We start from the raw sequence: 19,470 nt of genomic DNA, 5'->3' as shown, positions 1-19,470 counted from the left end.
TCATGCCATCCCGGAGTCCCCGAAGGGAAAGGCAAGTTGCCATCCGATGGGGTGATAGAAGGATTATGAAAATGAAGAAGTTTGCTCTTGCTGCCGTAGCCGTTGCCCTTAGCGCCGGTGCTGCTTTCGCTGAAAACCCACGTGTTGGTGAACCAGCTGATCTTTATGCAAACGACCGCACACCTGTGGCAACTCAGGGCGTAGATTACACTGCTCCTGCTTCGATCCAGACTCAGGGCCAGACCTATAGCGACGGTTCTGCACACCGCTTCGGCGATGCATCGCCTTCGAGCTACCAGAACTAATATTTCTGGAAATCCTTGAAGAAAAGGCGAAGCTTTTGGGCTTCGCCTTTTTTGTTTCGCGGCGCTGGATAATCAGTCGCGGAGCAATTCGTTGATTGAAGTCTTGGAGCGGGTCTTCTCATCGACACGCTTGACGATCACTGCGCAATAGAGGCTTGGCCCCCAGTTTTCGCCCGGAACATTTTTGCCTGGCATGGTGCCAGCAACAACAACCGAGTAAGGGGGCACTTCGCCGTAGAAGATTTCGCCGGTTGCACGATCAACGATCTTGGTTGATTTGCCGATGTATACGCCCATGCCGAGTACGGCACCTTCGCGAACGATACAGCCTTCGACGACTTCAGAACGAGCGCCGATGAAGCAGTTGTCTTCGATGATGGTCGGGCCTGCCTGCATTGGCTCCAGAACGCCGCCAATGCCGACGCCGCCGGAAAGATGAACGTGCTTGCCGATCTGTGCGCAGGAGCCAACCGTTGCCCATGTGTCAATCATGCTACCTTCACCGACATAAGCGCCGAGATTGACGAAAGATGGCATGAGGATCGCGCTTGGCGCGATATAGGCCGAATGACGAACGATACAATTTGGAACAGCGCGGAAACCGGCTTTCTCAAATTCGTTGGCTGTCCAGCCGTCAAACTTTGATGGCACCTTGTCCCACCAGGAAGACTGACCGGGGCCGCCTTTGATGACTTCCATCGGGTTGAGGCGGAAGGAAAGCAGGACGGCTTTCTTGAGCCATTGATTGACCTGCCAGTTGCCGTCCGCCTGTTTTTCTGCCACACGCGCTTCACCGCGATCGAGCAAAAGAAGCGATTGCTCTACAGCATCGCGGATTTCGCCGCGGGTTGCCGTGCTGATGCCATCGCGTTCGTCAAAAGCCTTTTCGATGACCTTCTCAAGGGAGGCGAAATCTGGCTTGGTCATATAGCGGTCTCCATGAATGGCGGAATGGGTGGAACTGGCAGGATAAGCGGTTGCCACCTTTACGGTCGGCAATTGTCGTAGAAGTGATTAAGCGAAGGGACCATATGGGTCAATCGCGTTGTTGTGTGAATTGCGCGGCCCTATTGTTTGTTTACGCGCATCTTTGTCCGAAAACCGTTTCAAACTTTTGGGGAAGCGCCCTATTTGAGACGGATTAAGAGTTTAGCGCCAAAATTGATGCTAAAGCATCTTTACGCATTGTAATTGAAGGAGCAGGCAGAGCATGAACCCAATGGAGAAGTCCGGCTGGACGCCTTTCCCGAATTCCGAGGAGGCTGCTAAACAGGCGCGCACTGTGCCGCAAACCCCTCAGACTGAGGCGTCTGCCTATCGTCTCGCCTTTATGGACGACGACTTCATGACAAGGCGCGACATGCGTCCGGTGCGGTTGCAGCTTGAACTTCTTAAACCTGAGCTGATCCTGGCGGATCGCGGCATCAAATCGACGGTGGTCATGTTCGGAGGCGCGCGTATTCCTGAACCGGGCGGCGAAGCCTGGGCCGCGAAAAATGAAGTGCAGAAGAAAAATCTTGAGGCCAATTCGCGCTACTATGAGGAAGCGCGTAAGTTTGCCCGTATCTGCTCTGAATATTCTGCAACCACCTATTATCGCGAGTTCATTGTTGTTACGGGCGGTGGTCCGGGCGTGATGGAAGCTGGTAATCGCGGTGCAGCCGATGTCGGTGCGCCAACCATCGGGCTTAATATCGTCCTGCCGCATGAGCAGGCACCCAACGCCTATGTAACGCCGGAACTCTGCTTCAATTTCCATTATTTTGCGCTGCGCAAGATGCATTTTCTCATGCGTGCAAAAGCTGTCTGTGTATTTCCGGGCGGCTTTGGCACGATGGACGAGCTGTTTGAAGCGATGACACTGATCCAGACCGATCGTATGGAACGGATGCCTCTGATCCTTTTTGGCAAAGAGTTCTGGAGCAAGGCGATCAATATCGAGTTTCTGGCAGAGCAGGGTACGATTTCGCCTTCCGATATCGAATTGCTGACATTTGTCGATACCGCAGACGAAGCATGGGACGAGATCAAGAACTTCTATAAGCTTTGATTTTGTTCGATCGAGAATTACCAGGCGCCCGGTCAATCAAGGCCGGGCGTTTTCGTTTTCTGAATATTCGCGCGGGCGGTGCACGAGGGTCACCAGCACGACTGAAATAATCATCAGCAGATACCATGATCCGAGCTTGCTTATTGAAACCAGCTCCCAGCCATCGCGCTGGTTGGGATAGAGCCAGGCCTTCGACCATGTGCCGATATTCTCAGCAATCCAGATGAACAGTGATGTCAGCAGGAACGCGATAAGCAGTGGCATTCTGTGCCGAAAGCGGAACACGCGATAATGCATGCTTGTGCGCCAGTACAGCGCGAAGGTGATAGCAAACAGCACCCAGCGCATATCCCAGATAAAGTGATGTGCGAAAAAATTGATGTAGATCGCAGCCGCCAGAACCACCGTCATCCAGAGCGGCGGATAGTGGTTGAGCCTGATATCAAAGATGCGATTGATACGCGCCATATAGGAGCCGACGGCTGCATACATGAAGCCTGAAAAGAGCGGCACACCACCGATACGGAAAAAGTTTTCTTCCGGGTAAATCCATGACCCGGCATGGGTTTTGAACACTTCCATTGCCGTTCCAACAATGTGGAAGATGATGATGACCTTGGCTTCTTCCCATGCCTCAAGCTTGAAAACGAGCATGCCAAGCTGGATCAGTACTGCGGACAGAAACAGGAAGTCGTAGCGTGTGATAAAACCAGCACCGTCCCCAATTCCACCTTCTGGCCAGAACCAGCGTGTGAGGATGATGAGGCCCAGCATCGCGCCACCAAAAAGGCAGGCCCATGCCTGTTTCAGTCCAAAAACCAGAAATTCAATCAGTGCGTCGCTGATCCGATGACGGGGCAAGCTGTCAAGAAGGCGGTGTGCCGCCTTATCGATGCGCTTTTCAAGGCCGGTAAACTGCCTATCGGTCTGCAATTATGGTTTCCAGAAACTGGGTCAGATTATCAGTTACATAATCGACCTGATCGGTGAATTCCGGGTCGCTTTCCCAAATCTCTGAAAATGCAGGCTCAAAATTGTTCGGAACCACGAGCACGGTTTTCATGCCAAGTGTCTTGGGCACGACGAGATTGCGCGCTAGGTCCTCGAACATGACAGCCTTTTGCGCATCTACCCCGAAAGCTCCGAGAAAACGGTCGTAAGTGACACGTTCCGGTTTTGGTGTCAGACCCGCTGCAACAATGTCGAAAATATCATCGAAATCATCGAGAATACCGAGCTGACGGGCAGCGCGTTCGGCATGGCCGCGATCGCCATTTGTGAAGATGAAGCGGCGACCGGGCAGGGCACGTATCGCTTGCCCAAGGGCGGGATCGGGCTTTAACCAAGTATAGTCGATGTCATGAACTTTCCTGAGAAAGTCATCCGGATCGATTTCGTGGCATTCCATCAGGCCTTTCAGCGTCGTGCCATATTCCAGATAGAACTGCTTTTGTATCTTGCGCGCTTCGTCGCGCGGAAGCTGAAGAAGATTTTCGACATAATTAGTCATGCGCACGTCGATCTGCGAGAACAGATCGGCAGCGTGCGGATAAAGCGTATTGTCGAGATCGAATACCCAGTCGGTGACGTGAGCAAAGGCCGGAGCATCAGGTTGATTGGTCATAAGTCTTTATGTCACGAAGGGAGATCAAGAAAAAGCCGCCCGAAGGCGGCTTGGTGTTTGCATTCTTCATTACGGCACGATCAACGTGCCGGCACCGTGCTCGGTGAACAGCTCAAGCAGCACGGAATGAGGTGTCTTGCCGTTGAGAATGACAACGCCTTCAACACCACGACGGATCGCGTCGATGCAGGTTTCGACCTTCGGGATCATGCCGCCGGAAATGGTGCCGTCCTTGATGAGTGCCTGTGCATCGGCAACCGACAATTCCTTGATGAGCTTTTTGTCCTTGTCGAGAACACCCGGAACGTCGGTAAGGAACAGCAGGCGTGTCGCAGCGAGCGCGCCAGCAATAGCGCCTGCAAAAGTATCGGCATTGATGTTGTATGTATGACCGTCGCGGCCGGGTGCAACAGGCGCGATAACCGGGATCATTTCCGAGCGGGCCAGAAGGTCGAGGAGCGTACGGTCGACTTCGGCTGGTTCACCAACGAAGCCCAGATCGAGCACCTTTTCGATATTGGAATCCGGATCGATGACGGTTTTGTGCGCCTTGCGCGCAAAGACCATGTTGCCATCTTTGCCGCAAAGGCCAATGGCCCATTCACCTTCAGCATTAATGAGCGCAACGATTTCCTTGTTGATGGAACCGGCGAGAACCATCTCCACCACTTCAACCGTCTTTTCGTCGGTGACGCGAAGACCGCCTTCAAAGCGCGATTCAATGCCGAGCTTGGTCAGCATCGCCTGAATCTGCGGGCCACCGCCGTGTACAACGATCGGATTGATACCTGATTGCTTGAGAAGCGCGATATCGCGGGCAAAGGCCTTACCCAACTCCGGGTTGCCCATGGCGTGACCGCCATATTTCACCACGACATTCTTGTTTTCGTAGCGCTGCATATAAGGCAGGGCTGCGGACAGAAGTTGCGCTTGCATTTCAGGATTTTCAAGAGTCGTCATCGCGGGCTCCATGGCTGGCGACAGGGCAAGAGAGGCAGGCTTTTCTAAGCAATAAGCAAGGGTCTGTAAAACGGTTTTCGGTTGTTCGTTCGCGATTATTTGAACGCGTTGCCAAAGATCACCTAATTAAAACCCTTTGAGAGCGCTAGAAGATTGCGCATAACACAGGCTCTTGGATGGAGTGGTTTAATGCGACGCGTAGTTTTCACGGCTTTGATTTTTCTGGCGGGCATCGGCGCATCGCAAGCAGCGTCGACAACTGAAACCATTATCATGCTGCGACATGGTGAAAAGCCTGAACAGGGGCTGGGGCAGCTCAACTGTCAGGGCCTCAATCGTGCGCTGAAACTGCCAACGGTGATCGCGCAGAAGTTTGGCAAGCCGGATTTTATCTTTGCGCCCAATCCCGCTCAACTCAAGGAAGACAAAGGCGCGATCTATTCTTATAATCGCCCACTTGCCACGGTCGAGCCGACGGCCATTAAATTTGGAATGCCTGTTGATACGCGCTTTGGCTTCAAGGATATTGAGGAGCTACAAGCCACTCTCGCTCAGCCGGACTATCGCGGTGCCACCGTTTTGGTTGGCTGGGAGCATAAGCAACTCGTGAAACTTGCCAGAAACATCGTGAAGGACAGCGGGGGTGACAAAGCTCTCGTGCCCAAGTGGCCCGGCGATGACTTCGACAGCATGTATGTGTTGCGCGTCACACGTGATGGCACGAAGACCACCACGCGGTTTGAGCAGCTCAAGCAAGGGCTCAACAATCAGTCGACCAGCTGTCCAGGCTGAGGGTGAGGTGTTCCCGCTTCTGCGGGAAATGTCTATTCTTTCGCAACCAGCGCAATAGCGGCGCGCAGCTCATCCAGACCGAGGCCTTTTTCCGACGAGGTTGTGATGATGCCGGGGAAGCAGGCTGCACGCTTTTTTGTAAGCGCATGGGTTTCTTCCATCAGACGCGGAATGCCTGCAGCCTTGATCTTATCAATCTTGGTCAGCACGATCTGATAGGAGACAGCGGCCTTGTCGAGCAGGTCGAGCACCTCGGCATCGTTTTTCTTGATGCCGTGGCGGGAATCGATCAGCAGATAGACACGCTTCAGCGTGGTGCGGCCGCGCAGATAATCGAATACGAGGCGCGTCCATGCATCGACGTGAGACTTAGGTGCTTCAGCAAAGCCATAGCCCGGCATGTCGACAAGCGCGAGCGGTGGCAGGTCGCCATTCTCGCCGGAATAGCCATCAGGTACAAAGTAGTTGAGTTCCTGTGTGCGACCCGGTGTGTTGGATGTGCGGGCGAGGGCTTTCTTGCCGACAATCGCATTGATGAGCGAAGATTTTCCGACATTCGAGCGGCCAGCAAAAGCCACTTCAACCGGGCCTTCCGGTGGCAGGAATTTCATCGAAGGCACGCCACGGATGAATATCCACGACTTCTTGAAGAGCAAGCGCCCTTCTTCGACCAAAGCTGCGTGTGCCGCGCGGGTCGCATCTGCTGCTAACTGGGCTGCTGCCTGCTTTTTGTCCTGATCGCTCAATGTGGTCTTCCTGATCGTGTACTCTAAAGAATACACGCATCAATGTTACGCGTCGCATTGTCAACCGCTCAGGATCAACGAGCACAAAAAAAGCCCCGCATCTGCGGGGCTTTTTGTCTTTTTACTTTTTAACGTCTTTCGGCTTTCGCTTAAAGACATCTTTCAAATTATCAAAAAGCTCAATCTTAACGCCCTGACGCTTCATGATCATGGCCTGCTGGGTGATGGACAGCGTGTTGTTCCATGCCCAGTAGATGACGAGACCTGCTGGGAACGATGCCAGCATGAAGGTGAAGATGATTGGCATCCAGGTGAAGATCATCGCCTGTGTTGGATCCGGAGGCGTCGGGTTCATGCGCATCTGCAGGAACATGGTGACACCCATGATCAGCGGCCATACGCCGATCATCAGGAATGCCGGCACTGCGAAAGGCAGGAGGCCGAACAGGTTGAAGATCGATGTTGGATCTGGTGCCGCAAGATCCTGAATCCATCCAAAGAACGGCGCATGACGCATTTCGATGGTAACGTAGAGAACCTTATAGAGCGCGAAGAACACGGGAATCTGAACCAGGACCGGCCAACAGCCTGCTAGCGGATTGATCTTTTCCTGCTTGTAAAGCTGCATCATTTCCTGCTGCTGCTTCATCTTGTCATCCGCATATTTTTCGCGGATTTCAGTCATCTTCGGCTGTACCAGCTTCATACGCGCCATGGATTTGTAGGATTTGTTGGCGAGTGGGAAGAACAGGGCTTTGAGCAGAACGGTGACCACCAGAATGGCGACGCCGAAATTGCCGGAGAATTTATAGATCCAGTCGATGAGGTAGAACATCGGCTTGGTGATGAAGTAGAACCAACCCCAGTCGATCAACAGTTCAAACTGCTTGATGCCGAGCTTTTCTTCGTAGTTCTTGATGTCTGAAACGACCTTGGCACCAGCGAAAACATGGTTCTTGATGGTGCTGGCTTCACCCGCAGCAACCGTGATCGGTGCACTGAGGAAATCCGACTGGTAGCGCGGACGATCATTGGTGAAGTGCGAGAAACGTGCAGTGAACTTTTCGTTCTGCGGCGGAACCAGCGTTGCTGCCCAATATTTGTCGGTGATGCCGACCCAGCCGCCTGTCACGTCCTTGAACGAAATGTCCTTGTCGTCTTCGACCTTGGAATACTTGATTTCCTGAAGGCCGTCCTGTCCCATGACGCCGATGAGGCCTTCATGAAGAACATAGGTTGCGCTGGCATGTTCTGGCTGATTGAAGCGCGTTACACGGCCATAGGAAGCAAGCGAGATTGGCACGCCAGTGTTGTTGGTAACGGTGTCATCGACTTCAAACATATAAGCATCGTCAATTGAGATGACGCGCTTGAACGTGATGTTCTTGTCGTTGGTGTAGGTCAGCGTAACCGGCGTCGAAGCGGTCAGCTTGTTGTTGCCTTCAACCGTCCAGACGGTGCTCGGGCCAGGAACTTCACCGGTTGTTTCGTTGCCCGTGAAGCCGAGTTCAATGAAATAGCCTTGCTTGAGAGCCGATGGTGCGAGCAGTTCGATTTCCGGGGACTTGTCGTCAACAGTCTCGTGATACTTCTTGAGATAGAGATCATCAAGGCGTGCGCCGGTCAGGTTAATCGAACCGCGTAGCGAAGCTGTGTCGATCTCTACACGTGGCGACTGGGCTGCAGCGGCTTCGCGGGTCAATGCGCCGCCTGCAGTGATGCCATCGCTCTGGCCGGGTATTGCGCCGGACGTGCCGGGCATTTGTGGAGTGTCACCCTGCGCACCACCTTGCGAACCGGCCTGTGAACCGCTTTGGGTTGCTTGCTGGGTCTGGCGCTGCTGCTCCTCAATGCGTGTCTGCTCCCGCTGGGCTTCCGTTTTCGGTCCCAGATAGAATACTTGCCACAGCGTTAATACGAGGATGGACAGGGCAATGGTGATGAAGAAATTACGATTATTTTCCATTGACGGGTCCTGATTCCGGTCTTTCCGTTCGGCGTTTCTTTTCGTCCCGCCGCCCATCCGTAGCTTTTAAGCGTTTGGAGAGTTCTGCGGTCAATTGCGAAAAGGGCGCAGTGAGTGCTTGCTCGCGTGCTACGATCACATAGTCGGTCGAAGCCGCCATGTCACTCCCCACGTGACAACGAACCGCTTCTCGCAACCTGCGTCGGATACGATTTCGTATCACTGCATTGCCGTTTTTCTTGGTGACAGTGAAGCCTGCGCGGGGTTTTTCGCCGATTTTGGCAGCTTCAGATTCTTCTTCAGACCGTTTTCGGACCTCGAGAAGAAACAGTGGACCACGCCGTTTTTCACCATTCCTTACAGACAAAAACTCCGCTCTCTTGCGAAGGCGGAGTATTTGTTTCTGCTTTTTCATATCTTTATCCACCGCGCTGGTCGCGCGGGGAAAGATTAAGCGGAAAGCCGCTTGCGACCGCGCGAACGGCGAGCAGCAAGAACCTTGCGACCGCCGGCAGTTGCCATGCGTGCACGGAAGCCGTGACGACGCTTGCGGACGATGTTTGATGGCTGAAAAGTGCGCTTCATTTATTTAATACCGCGGTGTGCGGCCCTTCTTGGTTCTGTCTATTGAACAGGAGCTAGTTCATTCCTTCGCGGATCGGACAGCACAAACTATCCATTGACCCGTGCGGGCGAACGTGGTGCGGCTTATAAGAGCAGGGGCATCAAGAGTCAATTGCCACAGGGGCATTCCACGCAAACATGTGATCAGAGCTGAATATAGCCGCAGCGCCAGTCTGATTGCCCGTTTTCGAGCATATCCCGAAAACCACTATGTAAGATCAGGGATCCGCTTTTATCGACGGGGTGGCTTCGCCTTGTTGAGCACGATGGCAGCGCGGACGAGCGCTTTCAAAGCATCCTCATTGATAGTTTCACCCTCGCGAATATCGATGGCTCTTCTCATATTGCCTTCGAGGCTTGAGTTAAAAAGTGCGGAAGGATCTTCAAGAGACGCGCCTTTGGCAAAGGTCAGCTTTACGACGCTTTTATACGTCTCGCCGGTACAGATAATGCCCGTATGCGACCAGACCGGCACACCGCGCCATTTCCATTCTTCAACGATCTCCGGATCAGTCAGTCGGATGATTGCCCTGACCTTCGCAAGTGTTTCACCACGCCAGTCTGCAAGTTCCACGATCCGGGCATCAATCAGTTGCGAAGGCTTTTTGTCTTCGTCTGCATTCACGGAGCTGTCTTTGGTCATGATTTCTCCATCCCATTTGGGCGCAACATATCACTACACTTTACAAGACGCGAGTAATGCGCAGATGGGCATTTCAATGGAATTGTGCACTTCATGCAGCGATCAGGCATTGCCAAAGCAGGCAGGGGCTTTAATAAGGATGCGCAACATTTTAAATGCGGGACCGTTTCCGCAGCAGTCATGAGAGGAGTTCACCATGAGCATCCGTCGTATCGAAGTCGGACCACGTATGAGCCAGGCCGTTGTTCACGGCAATACCGTTTATCTCGCTGGCCAGGTTGGCACTCCGGGCGCAAGCGTGACCGATCAGACCAAGGCTGTGTTGGCTGAAGTTGATCGTCTTCTTGCCGCTGCTGGTTCGGATAAGTCGAAGATCCTGCAGGCGATCATCTGGCTTGCAGACATGAAGGACTTCGCCGAAATGAACGCTGTCTGGGATGGTTGGGTCGATACTGCCAACACGCCAGCGCGTGCGACCGGTGAAGCCGCTCTCGCGACGCCTGATTACAAAGTCGAAATCATTATCACTGCTGCAATCTGATTGATTGCGTGTGCTGATCAGAAACCCCGCGCAAGCGGGGTTTTTTATTGGCGTATCCGCTCTGAGTAACCTTCGCGACCACCTGCCTGTGCTTTGTCATCGATGGATGCGCGCTTCTCTATCTCTTCAAGCGTGCCATTGTTTTCGAGCCAGCCATGGTCATAGAGATAGCCTGGCAGATAGCCGGACAAGAGGATGCGGTAATCGAAGGGGAATGTCGGGTCAAGCAGGCGCGCCATAGTGAAAATGATCGTCGTGCAATTGGCGCTGAGCGTATTATAGAACTTGGGCTTGGACGCCAGTTTGTTTCCGAGTTCGACATAAGAGAGAAATAACTCGCGCGCATCTGCCGGAGGCAGGTTCACGCGATAACGGAAGACATTTTCTTTCCGCACATTTGTACGAAGGAAAACGATGTCGCTTTCTTCGGCTGCAATCATTGCCAGCTCGAATTCGCGGAAGAAACCTCCGATCGAAGAATAGACTTCGTGATGCTCTTTGCGAATTTCGCCGGAAAACACGACATGCCGTCCATCTTCAAAGCCAAATGACAGAAGCGTGTGGGCAATTGCCGGTCCCGCCCAATAAGACAGATAAACATCGACGGAGGTTATTTTGCTGAGGTCGTAAGTTTCGTCTTTCCAGACTTGTGTGAAGTCTGCCGTTGTTCGCCAGTCGAAATCCCGGACGTTGAAAAGAGTGACCTGATCACCAGCCACCTTGCCTGTGACGGTGCGTGCCACTTCGGGGGCCCAGATGCGATCAAGCGAAGGGCGTATGGTTGCCCACCAGCCGAGGAACAGGAGAGCAAGCAGACAGAAGAAAAACCTCTTGCGCAGACAAGAGAATTGGCGTTCGCCTGCAATCACCCAAACCGCGATGAACAGCCAGGCAGCAATGATCGATCCGCGTACCGCATTGCCGAAAGGAAGCTGGAACCACATCGCGAAGCTGGCCCAGATTGCAAAGATGATAACGAATAAGACGAAGACCAGTTTGCCTGCGATACGAACGGGTTTTGATTTCAAGATAGAAGACATGGACATCCCGTACTCGCCTGGCGCTTCATTTGCCGAAGTTGTAGCGATACTGACATGATTTGCATTGGAATGTCATCGCCTATCCTGCGGGAAAGGCATTTTATCTGATAGATTAGACTTTATAAAAACAAGGAAGTTGTATCTTACTTCTTTAACATTACAGCCGCCCCGCGAGGACCCTTTACTTGTTTGCTTCCTTTGGCAAAGGGCCGTGCAACGCGCCATAAAAGTAGTGCCGTTACAATGGTTGCGTAGATTATTGGCTCAGCAGGCCAGCTTTTCACAGACATCAGAAAATGTATCGCACCGCCGGCAATGGCGACATAGACGAGTTTGTGCAGCGTAACCCAGCGCCGACCGAGTTTACGAATGGACCAATTGTTGGAGGTCAATGCCAAAGGCACCAGAAGAGCCAGACTGATCATGCCTATGGTGATGAACGGTCTGCGGACGATATCTGTAATGACCGCTGAAATGCTGAGAGCCTGATCCAGAACCATATAAACGGTAAAATGCATCAACACATAATAGAAGGCGAGCAGGCCAAGCGCACGTCGATAACGCAGCAGGCTGATGCCGGCGACATCGCGGATAGGTGTTACGAGTAGTGTCAGGATAAGAAAGCGCAACGCCCAAAGACCGAGTGTATGCTCAAAGCTTTTGACGGGGTCTGCACCGAGCTGATCGGTTGCGCCGAGGTAGAATGCCCACAAGGCGGGAAGAAGGCCCAAGGCATAAACGCCCCAGACCTTCAATCCGTTGATCCGTGCAGATTTGGATTTGGCGACGGCCATGTCAGTAATTCTTCTGCAGGTCCATGCCGGTATAAAGCGATGCAACCTCCTCAGCATAGCCATTAAAAGGCAGAGTAGGGCGACGGCTGGAACCAAAGAAGCTGCCTTCACCGATCCTGCGCTCTGTGGCCTGACTCCAGCGCGGGTGATCCACGGCCGGGTTCACATTTGCATAGAAGCCATATTCATTGGCAGCTTGCTGTTGCCATGATGTTGGTGGCTGTTTCTCGACAAAACTGATCCTGGTGATCGATTTAATGCCCTTGAAGCCATATTTCCATGGAACAACCAGCCGGATCGGTGCGCCATTCGCATTAGGGAGCGTTTCGCCATAAAGCCCGACAGACAGAATAGTGAGTGGGTGCATCGCTTCGTCTAAACGAAGCCCTTCGACATAGGGCCAATTCAGGACCTGAAACAACCCTTTCTGACCGGGCATTTCTTCGGGACGAACGACGCCGGTAAAGGCAATGTATTTTGCAGAGCCGAGCGGCTCGACCTGGGCAAGCAGGCTTGCCAGCTGAAAGCCAATCCATGGGATGACCATCGACCATGCCTCAACGCAACGCATACGATATACGCGTTCTTCAAGAGGCATTTTGGCGATCAGATCCCGAATGTCGAATTCCTTTGGCTCTTTGACGAGGCCGTCGATTTTCAGGCGCCATGGCAAAGGTTTGAAGTCGCCGGAATTGGAAGCCGGGTCGCTCTTGTCTGTGCCGAACTCATAGAAATTATTGTAGGTCGTGACAGCCTCTTTGGGCGTAAGTTTTTCATCGACTGTATAAGACGAAGCTTTCCCTTTGAGCGGGTCAGCGAATGCGGCGGAGGCAAGCCCTGTGGCTGCCAGCGCGCCGATTCCGGCCATGAATTCACGACGCCTGAGGTAGAACGCGCGCGGCGTCACCTCATCAGCATTCAGTCGGGCAGGCGAGAAGCGGTTAAATTTAACGTTGGTCATCGTTTTGAAATCCGTTCGTCGCAATCATAGCCTATTTCTCCGCCTAAAGGCGTCAAAATCATGAATAATTTGCCGCCCATTTATGGCTCACGCTTTGTTGATGGATTTGAGGTGCTGTAACAGAATTGTAACATCGCGTAATTTTTCGTGTGCTCCGCCACATTCTCGCTAAAACTCTGCTGTTTAGAGCAATACATTCATCGAGCCGGCAGGGGTCTTAAGAACCCGGGTGGAGCTGCCTAAAACCTTCGTTAACATATCAGTGGCAAGTTGAGCTTATGGTAAAGAAGACGTTTATAGCCGCCATCATGATGGCGTTTGCAGCAACAACAGGCGCCGCTTCTGCGGAAGGCCAACTCGTGCCCGTAAAGGTCGTGGGCAAGGCCGAGGGTATGGCTTTGAACGGTATCTCTGCCTCAATGAAAAATGAAACAGGCTCTCCCCAGCTCGGCGAGGGCGTAACGATGCGCGACAAGAAGATGGATGCAGAAACAACTCCGGAACAGAATTTTTCGCGCAGCAAGCGGTTCATTTATCGCTTCTATAAGCCAGAAAACGCTTCTAACGAACTGATCGTTCTCCTGCATGGTTCTGGCGGCAATGAAGCAAGCCTCGTACCGCTCGCATCCAAAATATGGCCCCGTGCAACGCTTTTGGGTATTCGTGGCCGGGTGATGCAGGATGGCGGTACGCGCTGGTACAAGCGTATCACCCCGGTCAAGTTCGACCAGAAGGACGTGAAGCTTGAGGCCAATGCGTTCGTCACATCCCTGACGCGACTGGCCGAAGAGAAGGATCTCGATCTTTCGCATGCAACCTTTGTCGGTTATTCCAACGGTGCCAATCTGCTGGCCGCCACCATGATGTTGCACCCTGATCTGGTCAAGCGCGCGATTCTGATGCGCTCCATGCCGGTTCTGGACAATGTGTCCGTTGCCAATCTCGGAAAAACGCGTGTGTTGACGATTACGGGTCAGGAAGACAAGCTGTATTCGCCTTTCGCACCAGCTTTGTCGGCCTTGCTGCGCTCTGGCGGTGCGAAGGTAGATGCCCGTACAATCGAGGCTGATCATATGCTCGGTGAGAAAGATGCGGCTGCGATTAGCCAATGGGTTGCATCGCTTGGGCCGGACGGCGGACCAACCGTCACGATGAAAGCCAAATAATCAAAATAAAAAAGGCCCCAACCGGGGCCCTTTTTTTAGTTCGTTTAAACGGGTCAGGCTGTTGTCATGTCGATGACGCCACAGTCACCTGTTTCAGACCCGAATGCCAGACGGCTGCCCTGATCGTCCCAGCCCATGCTGGAAATCGCACCTTTACCGGGACGACGCAGAAGAACTTCCTTCTGGTCCGAGAAGCGCACGAGAAGAACCATACCGTCATTATAGCCAATAGCTGTAATGTCTTCGACCGGATGGCAGGCGACCGACGTTACCATGCTGTCAGCACGCAGGCCCAGTTCGAGCGGTGCTTTGCCCATAGGGCCGTCCTTGCCAGCAAATGGCCAGACAATTGCAGCCGGTGCGCCGGACGTCGCCAGCCATTTGGCCTTAACGCTCCAGGACCAGTCTTTGACCTTTGCCGGATAGCCCGTCATGCGCATGTGCTTGGTGTCTTCCAGACGCCAGCCGTGCAGTGCATTTTCTTGCATCGATGTGACCAGGAAGCGGCCGTCAGGGGAGAAAATGACGTCGATATGTGCGCCTTTCCACTCCAATTCAACAGGCTTCGCTTCGGTGCCGGTCCATATCAATGTTGCACCATTATAGCGTGCGATTGCCAGACGTTGGCCCTTCGGCGCAAACGCGATGCCCTCGACGCTGCGTTCCTGTACAAATTCCTGCACGTTGCCATTGGACGTGCGGACCCATGCCATTCGCCCGGAAGCGAACCCAACGGTTCCACCGGGGCCGCTTGCAACCGCTGTTATCCATTTGCGGGGGATTTTGGCCAGTTCGGTAACGGTTCCGTCGGCTGCAGTCTGGCAAACGCGACCGTCTTCGCCGCCGGTTAGCAATGCTTTGCCATCGACAGTCAGCTTTGCGCTGAGAAGGCCGTCATGAGCAGTGCTGGTTTGGTGGCCATTGTCCAGCCGATGGATGGTTCCATCGGCCAGAGCAAAGAAGGGAACGCCGCCGATAAAGCGGGTAAAAAGGCAATGACCATCAAGGTCGAGCGGGGCAACTGTAGGCATCAGCGTCCAATTTTAGTTTGACTGGCAGTTTTCAAAACCGGCTTTAAGTTCGGCTGCATTAAGCTCGCGTCCGATGAAGACAAGACGGCTTTCGTGCTTTTCTTCCGGTTTCCAGGCGCGCTGGTGATCACCTTCGATGATCATGTGAACGCCCTGAACCACATAACGGTCGGGATCATCCTTGAATGCAATGATGCCCTTGAGACGCAGAATGTTGGGACCCTGTGTCTGCGTGATGTTCTGGATCCAGGGGAAGAACTTGGCCGGATCGATTTCACCAGTGCGAAGCGAAACAGACGTCACCGTCACGTCATGGATCGGCGACGCATGATGATGGTGCCCATGGTCATGTCCGTGATCGTGCTCGTGATTATGCCCATGATCGTGATTGCAGTCCGGGCCACAGGTATGGTCATGATCATGGTGGTGATCGTGACCATGATGATGGTGATCATGCCCGTGGTCATGATCGCAATCAGGGCCGCAGACATGATCCGGGTGATCGTGATCAAGAAAGTGCGGATCATTGTCGAGCGCGCGCTTCAAGTCGAAGGCACCGCGATCAAGGACACGATCGAGCGGGATAGAAGCGCGTTCGGTGCGGTGAATGATAGCATGGGGATTGATGGCGCGCACGGTCGCCTCGACAACGGCCAGTTCTTCCGGCGTCACGAGATCGGTTTTGTTGATCAGAACCACGTCGGCAAACGCGATCTGGTCTTCAGCTTCGCGGCTGTCTTTCAGACGCAGCGGCAAATGCTTGGCATCTACGAGTGCTACAACAGCATCAAGGCCGGTCTTGGCGCGCACATCGTCATCCATGAAGAAGGTCTGTGCGACAGGAACAGGATCAGCAAGGCCCGTGGTTTCAACGATGATAGCGTCGAAACGGCCCGGACGGCGCATGAGGCCTTGCACAACGCGGATCAAGTCTCCGCGCACGGTGCAGCATATGCAGCCATTGTTCATTTCGTAGATTTCTTCATCTGATTCGACGATCAGATCGTTATCAATGCCAATCTCGCCGAATTCGTTGACGATGACTGCATAACGCTTGCCGTGATTTTCGGTGAGGATGCGGTTGAGAAGCGTCGTTTTACCCGAGCCCAGATATCCGGTCAGGACGGTAACGGGAATGCGGGCAGCTTCTGCGGTCGACTTGTCCTCAGTGTGGGCTTCTGCCTGGCTCATTGTTCATGCCTCTTGAAGTTGCTGCCTTTTTGGTGCTCGCGCAAACACGCGCCACCGAGGCTTCAGATCGGGTATTTCATATAAGGGAAGGTGCCGGTGAATGCTATATGCAATGCTATATTATTACATCTGTCCCAATCACGTTCTCGCTAATTGTTTGGACGAGAAGCGAGCGAGATCAAACTGATCGACGTCGTGCAGAAGTTCTATGAAGCCTTTGACCGCATGTGCGAGGATCTTTTCGCCGGCCTCTGCTGTGGCAGCGGCCGCATTCCCGGCAACGCCTTGCGTATTGAGATCGTTCATTTTCCAGCCGAAAGCATGAGGGCCATAGGCGCGCAAATACTTGAATTGTTTCGCGAAGTCAGATTGCGCGTTGGAAAAACCCGCAGCTTTTGACATGTCAACGAGATCAGGGCGCAATGCCAGCATGACGGATGTTTCGATAAAGCCGCCATGAATATCGAGTGCCTTATCCTCTGGTGTAATAAGTCCTTCCGGCATGCCGAAACGGGTCCAGCTTGTCGCCACTGCCAGCATGTCGAGACGTGCACGCAGTTCGGTTGCGACAATGGTCATCAGCGGTGCGTTGCCGCCGTGGGCATTGAGCATAACCAGTTTGCGGATGCCGCCCGCATGAAGGTTTTCACCCATGCCGATCCATTGATTGACGGCTTCTGAAAATGCAAGGCTTTGTGTGCCTTCGATATCCATGTGTTCAATGGAATAGCCGACGGGTTGTGCAGGCAGAAAATTAACATTCAGATCGGCTGGCAGGGCCTCGTTGACGCGCGCAACAATGCCTTCCGCGATGATCGTATCTGTTTCAAATGGCAGATGGGGGCCATGTTGCTCGTGAGCGCCGAGTGGCAGGACGACAATCATGTCACTGTTCTGGTCGCGCAGATTTGTCATGTTTCCCTCATTCTATTTCATTTAGAGCAGGTTTCGATCTGATTGAACCAGATCGGTCCTCTAAAATATTGGCTTACCGCGCATCTTGACCGAAAACCGGTTCCCACTTTTCGGGATGCGCTTCGAATTTGAAGCCTAACGCCAGTGGGCTACGACCGCAACCTAAGCCCATACTTTGTTAAACCGCGAAGAGTTTCATTAAGACCCAACAATCAAAATTGAAGATTGCAAAAGAGTGTGTCGCCATTGCTGGTGTCATACAATTTTCACCAAACTGATCATTACAGTCATATTTACTGGACGCATGTTTGTTATTTCATAAGTCGGACAATATTTTACTTTATAAATATGTGTGACAATGTCGATCCAGCGACAAACTAAAGTCGCAACAAGGGCGAGGTGGCGATGAGTAAGGACAATAAGGCTGTGATGCTGTACCGGTTGCAATCGGTGGCGCGTCTCACACGGACAGTGTTGGCAACACGTCTTCTGGAGTTGGGGCTCTATGCTGGTCAGGATGCGGTGATGCTTCAGCTCGCCTCGGAAGATGGCCTGCCTCCCGGCATTCTCGCTCAGCGTTTGGGTGTTCGTCCTCCAACGATTACCAAAACCATTACGCGCCTGCAAAGTCAGGGCTTTGTCGTCAAGCGAGCTTCGGAAACAGACCAGCGTCAGTCCCACGTCTTTCTGACGCCACAAGGGGTCGAAGCAATCAAGGTCATTGAAAAGTCCATTCGCAAGACGGAAAAGGACATGCTGAAAGGTCTCGACAAGAAGGAACGCAAGGCTTTCCTGAAGATGCTCGGACGCATGGAAAGCAATCTTGCGGCGCGCGGTGCAGCACGTCTTTCTGACGAGTTGGACAAGGAAGTTGTTGATGACGATGATGTGGAATAGGTGCATGGTCGTTAAGACGCGCTGAAAAAACTTTCAATTCAATGATTGCAATGGCATAACCATCTGCAAGGTGGGATGGCCGCTCCTCTGATTGTCTGGTCGATGCCATCCTGTTTCGACTGTGGCAAGACCATTTCGGGGAGGCGACTTGGCTCAGAAAATCAAGCTTTCAACCATCGCAGATGCGCTTGGTGTTTCGACGGCCACCGTTTCGCTGGCATTGCGCGACAGTCCTCTTGTCGCCGACCAGACGCGCGAAAAAATCAAAGAACATGCCCGCACCATCGGTTATATCTATAATCGGAGAGCGGCGAGCCTGCGCACTTCCCGTTCCGGGATCGTAGGCGTTGTTGTGCATGATATTATGAACCCGTTCTTCGCCGAGATTCTGCGGTCGATTGAAACAGAGCTGGATCGTTCGCGTCAGACCTTCATTCTTTCAAACCATTACGACCAGCTGGAAAAACAGCGTACCTTTATGGATACGCTGCTGCAGCTTGGTGCAGATGGCGTCATCATGTCGCCGGCCATTGGCACGCCGCCGGAAGATATTCAGCTCGCTGAAGATAACGGCCTTCCGGTCGTGTTGATTGCGCGTAGTGTTGAGGGTGTTCATGCGCCGGTTTTCCGGGGCGATGATGCCTATGGTATCGGGCTTGCGACCAATCATCTCATTTCGCTCGGGCACACACGCATTGCCATGATCGGTGGTACAGACCAGACCTCAACAGGCCGCGATCGTTATCGCGGTTATGTGCAGGCAATGGATAAGGCCGGGCTTGAAGTAAACCCGGAATGGCGCATTTCAGGTCCGCGTACGAAGCAGGGTGGCTTTGAAGTCGCGCCGCAGTTTCTTGCGTTGAAAGATAAGCCGACTGCCGCCGTCTGCTGGAACGATCTGACCGCAATTGGCTTGATGAACGGTATCTCACGTGCAGGTCTTGTGCCGGGCGAAGATATTTCTGTCACCGGCTATGACGATCTTGAGGAGGCGGCGATTGCAACGCCTGCGCTCACAACGGTCTGGAATGGTCAGCGTGAAGTCGGGCGTCGGGCTGCGCGAGCGCTTCTTGATCAGTTGAACGGCGTTGAAGTTTCATCAAACCAGGAACTCATCAAACCGGAACTGCATATCCGGCAATCCACGTCAAAACCGAAACATCCATGATCCTGTCCTGATAGGGGCGGTTTCGGTCGCCTCGATGGATTCTGCTTGAAATGAGG

22 protein-coding genes are annotated in these 19,470 nt (G+C 53.1%); 7 read left to right on the top strand and 15 right to left on the bottom strand.

Going from position 1 to position 19,470, the window contains the following annotated elements; translation table 11 throughout:
• The first annotated feature begins 71 nt into the window (after positions 1–71).
• Positions 72–305 carry a hypothetical protein gene (locus CEV32_RS15290; RefSeq protein ID WP_094578046.1) on the top strand — a complete coding sequence of 78 codons (234 nt, stop codon included), beginning with the start codon at positions 72–74 and terminating at the stop codon, positions 303–305.
• 72 nt (positions 306–377) lie between these two features.
• Here CEV32_RS15290 and dapD read toward each other — a convergent pair whose 3' ends face one another.
• On the bottom strand, positions 378–1,232 hold the full coding sequence (dapD, locus tag CEV32_RS15285; RefSeq protein ID WP_094577994.1) for a 2,3,4,5-tetrahydropyridine-2,6-dicarboxylate N-succinyltransferase: 855 nt from the start codon (positions 1,230–1,232) through the stop codon (positions 378–380).
• A 283-nt stretch (positions 1,233–1,515) separates the two neighbouring features.
• On the opposite strand from dapD, the gene CEV32_RS15280 reads away from it, so the two are divergent.
• Positions 1,516–2,355 (top strand): LOG family protein, encoded by an 840-nt coding sequence (locus CEV32_RS15280; protein WP_094577993.1) that lies wholly within the window; start codon positions 1,516–1,518, stop codon positions 2,353–2,355.
• 36 nt (positions 2,356–2,391) lie between these two features.
• Here the strand turns inward: CEV32_RS15280 and CEV32_RS15275 are convergent, their stop codons facing one another.
• From CEV32_RS15275 to argB, 3 genes are all read right to left on the bottom strand, one after another.
• Positions 2,392–3,288 carry a DUF817 domain-containing protein gene (locus tag CEV32_RS15275; RefSeq protein WP_094577992.1) on the bottom strand — a complete coding sequence of 299 codons (897 nt, stop codon included), beginning with the start codon at positions 3,286–3,288 and terminating at the stop codon, positions 2,392–2,394.
• Positions 3,275–3,979, bottom strand: a complete 705-nt coding sequence (locus tag CEV32_RS15270) for a pyrimidine 5'-nucleotidase (RefSeq protein WP_094577991.1) — start codon at positions 3,977–3,979, stop codon at positions 3,275–3,277. Before CEV32_RS15270 ends, CEV32_RS15275 begins: the two co-directional genes overlap by 14 nt.
• A 69-nt stretch (positions 3,980–4,048) precedes the next feature.
• Positions 4,049–4,939 (bottom strand): acetylglutamate kinase, encoded by an 891-nt coding sequence (gene argB, locus CEV32_RS15265; protein WP_094577990.1) that lies wholly within the window; start codon positions 4,937–4,939, stop codon positions 4,049–4,051.
• A 189-nt stretch (positions 4,940–5,128) separates the two neighbouring features.
• Here argB and CEV32_RS15260 point away from each other — a divergent pair, with 189 nt between their 5' ends.
• A complete protein-coding gene (locus CEV32_RS15260) occupies positions 5,129–5,731 on the top strand; it encodes a hypothetical protein (RefSeq protein WP_094577989.1) in 603 nt (200 codons plus the stop codon).
• A 32-nt stretch (positions 5,732–5,763) separates the two neighbouring features.
• On the opposite strand, the gene yihA is transcribed toward CEV32_RS15260, so the two are convergent.
• From yihA to CEV32_RS15235, 5 genes are all read right to left on the bottom strand, one after another.
• Positions 5,764–6,477: a ribosome biogenesis GTP-binding protein YihA/YsxC gene (yihA, locus tag CEV32_RS15255; protein ID WP_094577988.1), complete on the bottom strand. Its 714-nt coding sequence runs from the start codon at positions 6,475–6,477 to the stop codon at positions 5,764–5,766.
• Positions 6,478–6,598: 121 nt separating this feature from the next.
• Positions 6,599–8,443 (bottom strand): membrane protein insertase YidC, encoded by a 1,845-nt coding sequence (yidC, locus tag CEV32_RS15250; protein WP_094577987.1) that lies wholly within the window; start codon positions 8,441–8,443, stop codon positions 6,599–6,601.
• On the bottom strand, positions 8,433–8,858 hold the full coding sequence (gene rnpA, locus CEV32_RS15245; RefSeq protein WP_094577986.1) for a ribonuclease P protein component: 426 nt from the start codon (positions 8,856–8,858) through the stop codon (positions 8,433–8,435). The genes yidC and rnpA overlap by 11 nt, the downstream gene beginning before the upstream one ends.
• A gap of 35 nt (positions 8,859–8,893) precedes the next feature.
• Positions 8,894–9,028, bottom strand: coding sequence for a 50S ribosomal protein L34 (gene rpmH, locus CEV32_RS15240; RefSeq protein ID WP_094540207.1), 135 nt, complete (start codon positions 9,026–9,028; stop codon positions 8,894–8,896).
• A gap of 271 nt (positions 9,029–9,299) precedes the next feature.
• A complete protein-coding gene (locus tag CEV32_RS15235; RefSeq protein WP_094577985.1) occupies positions 9,300–9,710 on the bottom strand; it encodes a DUF1801 domain-containing protein in 411 nt (136 codons plus the stop codon).
• Positions 9,711–9,906: 196 nt separating this feature from the next.
• On the opposite strand from CEV32_RS15235, the gene CEV32_RS15230 reads away from it, so the two are divergent.
• A complete protein-coding gene (locus CEV32_RS15230; RefSeq protein WP_094577984.1) occupies positions 9,907–10,251 on the top strand; it encodes a RidA family protein in 345 nt (114 codons plus the stop codon).
• 44 nt (positions 10,252–10,295) lie between these two features.
• Here CEV32_RS15230 and CEV32_RS15225 read toward each other — a convergent pair whose 3' ends face one another.
• The 3 genes from CEV32_RS15225 to msrP all read right to left on the bottom strand — a co-directional run bounded on the left by CEV32_RS15225 (position 10,296) and on the right by msrP (position 13,046).
• The gene (locus CEV32_RS15225) at positions 10,296–11,291 is read right to left on the bottom strand and encodes an Lnb N-terminal periplasmic domain-containing protein (RefSeq protein ID WP_208620858.1); all 996 of its coding nucleotides are present in this window, start codon (positions 11,289–11,291) and stop codon (positions 10,296–10,298) included.
• A 143-nt stretch (positions 11,292–11,434) separates the two neighbouring features.
• On the bottom strand, positions 11,435–12,085 hold the full coding sequence (gene msrQ, locus CEV32_RS15220) for a protein-methionine-sulfoxide reductase heme-binding subunit MsrQ (RefSeq protein WP_094577982.1): 651 nt from the start codon (positions 12,083–12,085) through the stop codon (positions 11,435–11,437).
• Position 12,086: 1 nt separating this feature from the next.
• The gene (gene msrP, locus CEV32_RS15215; protein WP_094577981.1) at positions 12,087–13,046 is read right to left on the bottom strand and encodes a protein-methionine-sulfoxide reductase catalytic subunit MsrP; all 960 of its coding nucleotides are present in this window, start codon (positions 13,044–13,046) and stop codon (positions 12,087–12,089) included.
• A gap of 308 nt (positions 13,047–13,354) precedes the next feature.
• On the opposite strand from msrP, the gene CEV32_RS15210 reads away from it, so the two are divergent.
• Entirely contained in the window at positions 13,355–14,212 is an 858-nt protein-coding gene (locus tag CEV32_RS15210) for an alpha/beta hydrolase (protein WP_235818837.1), read from the top strand.
• A 53-nt stretch (positions 14,213–14,265) separates the two neighbouring features.
• On the opposite strand, the gene CEV32_RS15205 is transcribed toward CEV32_RS15210, so the two are convergent.
• From CEV32_RS15205 to CEV32_RS15195, 3 genes are all read right to left on the bottom strand, one after another.
• Positions 14,266–15,243 carry a WD40 repeat domain-containing protein gene (locus tag CEV32_RS15205; protein ID WP_094577979.1) on the bottom strand — a complete coding sequence of 326 codons (978 nt, stop codon included), beginning with the start codon at positions 15,241–15,243 and terminating at the stop codon, positions 14,266–14,268.
• A 12-nt stretch (positions 15,244–15,255) separates the two neighbouring features.
• The gene (locus CEV32_RS15200) at positions 15,256–16,434 is read right to left on the bottom strand and encodes a CobW family GTP-binding protein (RefSeq protein WP_094577978.1); all 1,179 of its coding nucleotides are present in this window, start codon (positions 16,432–16,434) and stop codon (positions 15,256–15,258) included.
• A gap of 138 nt (positions 16,435–16,572) precedes the next feature.
• Positions 16,573–17,349 (bottom strand): creatininase family protein, encoded by a 777-nt coding sequence (locus CEV32_RS15195; RefSeq protein WP_094577977.1) that lies wholly within the window; start codon positions 17,347–17,349, stop codon positions 16,573–16,575.
• Between the two features lie 405 nt (positions 17,350–17,754).
• On the opposite strand from CEV32_RS15195, the gene CEV32_RS15190 reads away from it, so the two are divergent.
• Together CEV32_RS15190 and CEV32_RS15185 are read left to right on the top strand one after the other, a co-directional pair.
• Positions 17,755–18,246 (top strand): MarR family winged helix-turn-helix transcriptional regulator, encoded by a 492-nt coding sequence (locus CEV32_RS15190; RefSeq protein WP_094577976.1) that lies wholly within the window; start codon positions 17,755–17,757, stop codon positions 18,244–18,246.
• 148 nt (positions 18,247–18,394) lie between these two features.
• On the top strand, positions 18,395–19,414 hold the full coding sequence (locus CEV32_RS15185; protein ID WP_094577975.1) for a LacI family DNA-binding transcriptional regulator: 1,020 nt from the start codon (positions 18,395–18,397) through the stop codon (positions 19,412–19,414).
• Positions 19,415–19,470: the final 56 nt, after the last annotated feature.

The sequence above is a fragment of the Brucella rhizosphaerae genome (assembly GCF_002252475.1).
Lineage (GTDB): Bacteria > Pseudomonadota > Alphaproteobacteria > Rhizobiales > Rhizobiaceae > Brucella > Brucella rhizosphaerae.
The sequence above is the reverse complement of the archived record's forward strand: the minus strand, read 5'-3'. Positions and strand labels throughout refer to the sequence as shown.